3 protein-coding genes and 1 tRNA gene are annotated in these 3,081 nt (G+C 74.3%); all 4 read right to left on the bottom strand.

Annotation, left to right across the window (positions count from 1 at the left end; all coding sequences use genetic code 11):
• Positions 1-94: 94 nt before the first annotated feature.
• On the bottom strand, positions 95-583 hold the full coding sequence (locus Q7F20_RS16475) for a hypothetical protein (protein ID WP_305741153.1): 489 nt from the start codon (positions 581-583) through the stop codon (positions 95-97).
• Between the two features lie 195 nt (positions 584-778).
• Positions 779-851: transfer RNA gene (locus Q7F20_RS16480), tRNA-Asn, on the bottom strand.
• A 100-nt stretch (positions 852-951) separates the two neighbouring features.
• Positions 952-1,989 carry a D-isomer specific 2-hydroxyacid dehydrogenase family protein gene (locus Q7F20_RS16485; RefSeq protein WP_305741154.1) on the bottom strand — a complete coding sequence of 346 codons (1,038 nt, stop codon included), beginning with the start codon at positions 1,987-1,989 and terminating at the stop codon, positions 952-954.
• Positions 1,986-2,918: an ATP-binding cassette domain-containing protein gene (locus Q7F20_RS16490; protein WP_305741155.1), complete on the bottom strand. Its 933-nt coding sequence runs from the start codon at positions 2,916-2,918 to the stop codon at positions 1,986-1,988. The genes Q7F20_RS16485 and Q7F20_RS16490 overlap by 4 nt, the downstream gene beginning before the upstream one ends.
• Positions 2,919-3,081 lie beyond the last annotated feature (163 nt).

The following is a 3,081-nucleotide window of genomic DNA, read 5'->3' on the forward strand; positions in this document are numbered from 1 at the left end:
CGCCCCGACTCTCCGGGGCGCGATGACCGCATCGGGGCGCGATGCACCACCACCACCCGCGCGGACCGAACCTGCCATCGAGCGGAGGCGCGCCTCACCCCCGCCAGGCAGAGATCGCGTCCCGCAGGTGCTCGGTCTCCGGGTGCCCCGGGCAGTACTCGAGCAGGCCGGCCGCGACGTGCGCCTCGGTCGACGAGTCGACGGCAGCCGTCCACGGCCCGGTTCCCCGCACCGCGCAGGTCGTCGCGAGTTCCTCGAGCGTGGCGTCCCCCTCGGCGGCGTCGACCGCGGCGCGCTGCTGTGACGACATCTCGGTGCCGGTGATCCGCTGCGCCCGGCAGTCGGTTCGGTCGTCGTCCCAGACCGCGGAGTAGGTCGTGTACGTCTCGGACCGGTCCGAGGTGCCGACCGCACAGACGAAGGCGAAGACGATCGGCGCCGTGCCGGACACCTCGACGCCCGAGGTGGCGGTGGTGTCGAGCGAGTCACCGGGCTCGGACTCTGCGCTCGGCGTGCACCCCGCGAGGCCGATCGCCGCGGCCACGACGGCACCCACGGCGAGGGCTCGGCGGACGGAGATCACCTGTGAACGCTAACAGCTTCCGGCCATGCGTCTGCTGCGAGCTCCGGAAGCGGCCGGACTTTCGCGCCCACCGACACGTCACGCGCGCCGCGGTCCGTGAAGTGTCGCCCAGCCCGAAAGAACGGCCGCAGCAGGCCCGTGCCGCATCCCCGGCCCCACGCGAAAGGCCCCCACCCGAAGGTGAGGGCCTGCCTGCTCCCCGAGTTGGACTCGAACCAACAACCTGCCGGTTAACAGCCGGCTGCTCTGCCAATTGAGCTATCGAGGATCACTGTCCGCTGGCGAATGTCGTGCGAACAACGGGTAACAGCATAGCAGCACCGGGGAGCGACCCCGCGCATCCGCCACGCATCCCGGGCGTGCCGCGCTCAGTACCCTGCGACCGGGTCGACGACGCCCACGAAGCCCTCGCCGGCCCCGCCGAGGAACGCCACGGTGTTCACCCGCACGCGCTCGGCGAGCAGCGGCGCCACCATCTCCGGCGTGTCGGCCTGGTGCGGCGTGATGATCGCGCCCGGCTCGTCCCAGAGCGGGTGCCCGTCCGGCAGCGGCTCGGGGTCGGTGACGTCCAGCCCGGCGGCCGCGATCGCCCCGCTCCGCAGCGCGTCCACGAGCGCATCGGTGTCGACGAGTCCCCCGCGAGCGATGTTCACGAGGCGCGCGGACGGCTTCATGACCGCGAACTGGCGAGCACCGAACAGCTTGGACGTCCCCGAGGTCATCGCCGCGGCGATCATCACCACGTCGGCGTCCGGCAGGACCTCGTCGAGGGCGTCGGTGGTGACCGTGCGGTCGGCGCCGTCGACGGGCGAGGCGGACCGGCGCACCACGGTGACCGAGACCTCGAACGGCGCGAGCAGCCGGATGTACTCCTGCGCGATCCCGCCCGCGCCGACGACGACCACGTTCCGGCCGTAGAGCGAGACGCCCTCGGGCTCGGTCGCCCAGGACTTCGCGCGGGCCCGCTTGTGCAGCACGCGGAGCGTCCCGAGGGTCAGGGCGAGAGCGTGCTCGGCGACGGGCTCCGCGTAGGCGCCCTTCGCCGACGTGAACAGCACGCGGTCACCGTGCTCGGCGATGAGCGAGGCGAACGCGTCCACACCGGCGAACGGCAGCTGGACCCAGCCGACGCCGGGTGCGGAGTCGAGCGCCGACGCCAACCCGGACGGATCCCGAGGGTCGAGCCACACGAGCCCGGCGGTGTCCTGGCCGAGCGCCGCGACGGTCCCACCGGCGGCCGCCACCGCGTCCTCGTGCAGGGCGGTGCCGTCCCCCGCAGGGAGGATCGCGATCGGTCCCGCGGTCGGCGGGGCGACCGGCAGCTCGGCACCCGCGTCGGTCACCACGGCCCGGTGCCCGCGCACCCCCGATGACGATGACGCGCCCGACGACACACCCGCGCTCACGCGTTCTCCTGCCGTTCCGCGCGCGGACCGGTACCGGCGGCGACCGGTCGACGCGGCGCCGAGGACCGACGCGGTGCGGCCGACGCCGGCTGCCGGCGCTTCACCGGTCGGGCCGCCGTCGCCGCGAGCGTCTTGACGTAGGGGTCGACGGGGTTGTCGAGGACCTCGTCGAAGGTGCCGAGCCCGACGAGCCGGCTCTCGGCCATGATCGCCACACGGTCGGCGAGTGCCCGGGCCTCGCGCAGGTCGCTCGACACCACGACCGCCGAGAACTGCCGGTTCCGCTGCAGGGTCGCCAGGGCCTCGAGCACCGACTGCCGCACCAGCACGTCCACGCCGCGGGCGGGTTCGTCGGCGACGAGCAGCTGGGGCTCGAGCACGAGTGCCTTCGCGAGGGCGACGCGCTGCCGCTGGCCGCTGGAGAGCTCCCACGTGTTGAGGCGCATCACCCCGAGCGGCAGGTGCACGGCGTCGACGAGACGGGCGACGATGAGCCCGGCCTCTTTCCGGTCGAAGCGGCGGTCGCGCGCGTAGATCGGTTCGGCGATGGCCTCGCCGACGGTGTGGTCCGGGCTGAGCCGGTCGGCGCCGTCCTGCGGCAGGTAGCCGATGCGGCCGCTGAGCCGCTCGAGCTTGCGCGACGTCGGGCGGAGCCCACGTGTCTTCTGCCCGAGCACCGTGAGCTCGCCCCCGACGATGTGGCGTCGGTGGGCGCCTTCGCCCTCGCCGGTGGTGCCGAGCTGGCCGGCGATCGCTGCGGCGAACGTCGACTTGCCGGACCCGGACTCGCCGAGCACGGCCAGGATCTCCCCCTGGCGGACTGTGAGGCTCACGCCGTCGACGGCGCGGATCGCCTCCGTCCCCCGTCCGCCTCGGTACTCGATCGACACGTCGTCCGCGACGACCGCCGGTCCGTTGACCGCGATCATGGGTCCCCTTCCACGCCGCCCCCTGGCGGCGGTTCGCGACGGACCGGGCTGCACCGACCGTCGTGCGTGTTGCGGTGGAGGCGACCGTCCAGGAGGGGGGGGGGGGGGGGGGGGGGGGCGGCCCGGCCCCGGGGGCGGGGGGGGGGGGGGGGGGGCCCCCGGG

This window comes from Curtobacterium sp. A7_M15, from assembly GCF_030705415.1.
In the GTDB taxonomy this organism is placed as follows: Bacteria; Actinomycetota; Actinomycetes; order Actinomycetales; family Microbacteriaceae; genus Curtobacterium.

What these genes read in the sequence shown, in the direction of transcription:
- Q7F20_RS16490 (WP_305741155.1), bottom strand. Translation starts at nt 2,918, where the DNA reads ATGATCGCGGTCAACGGACCGGCGGTCGTCGCGGACGACGTGTCGATC.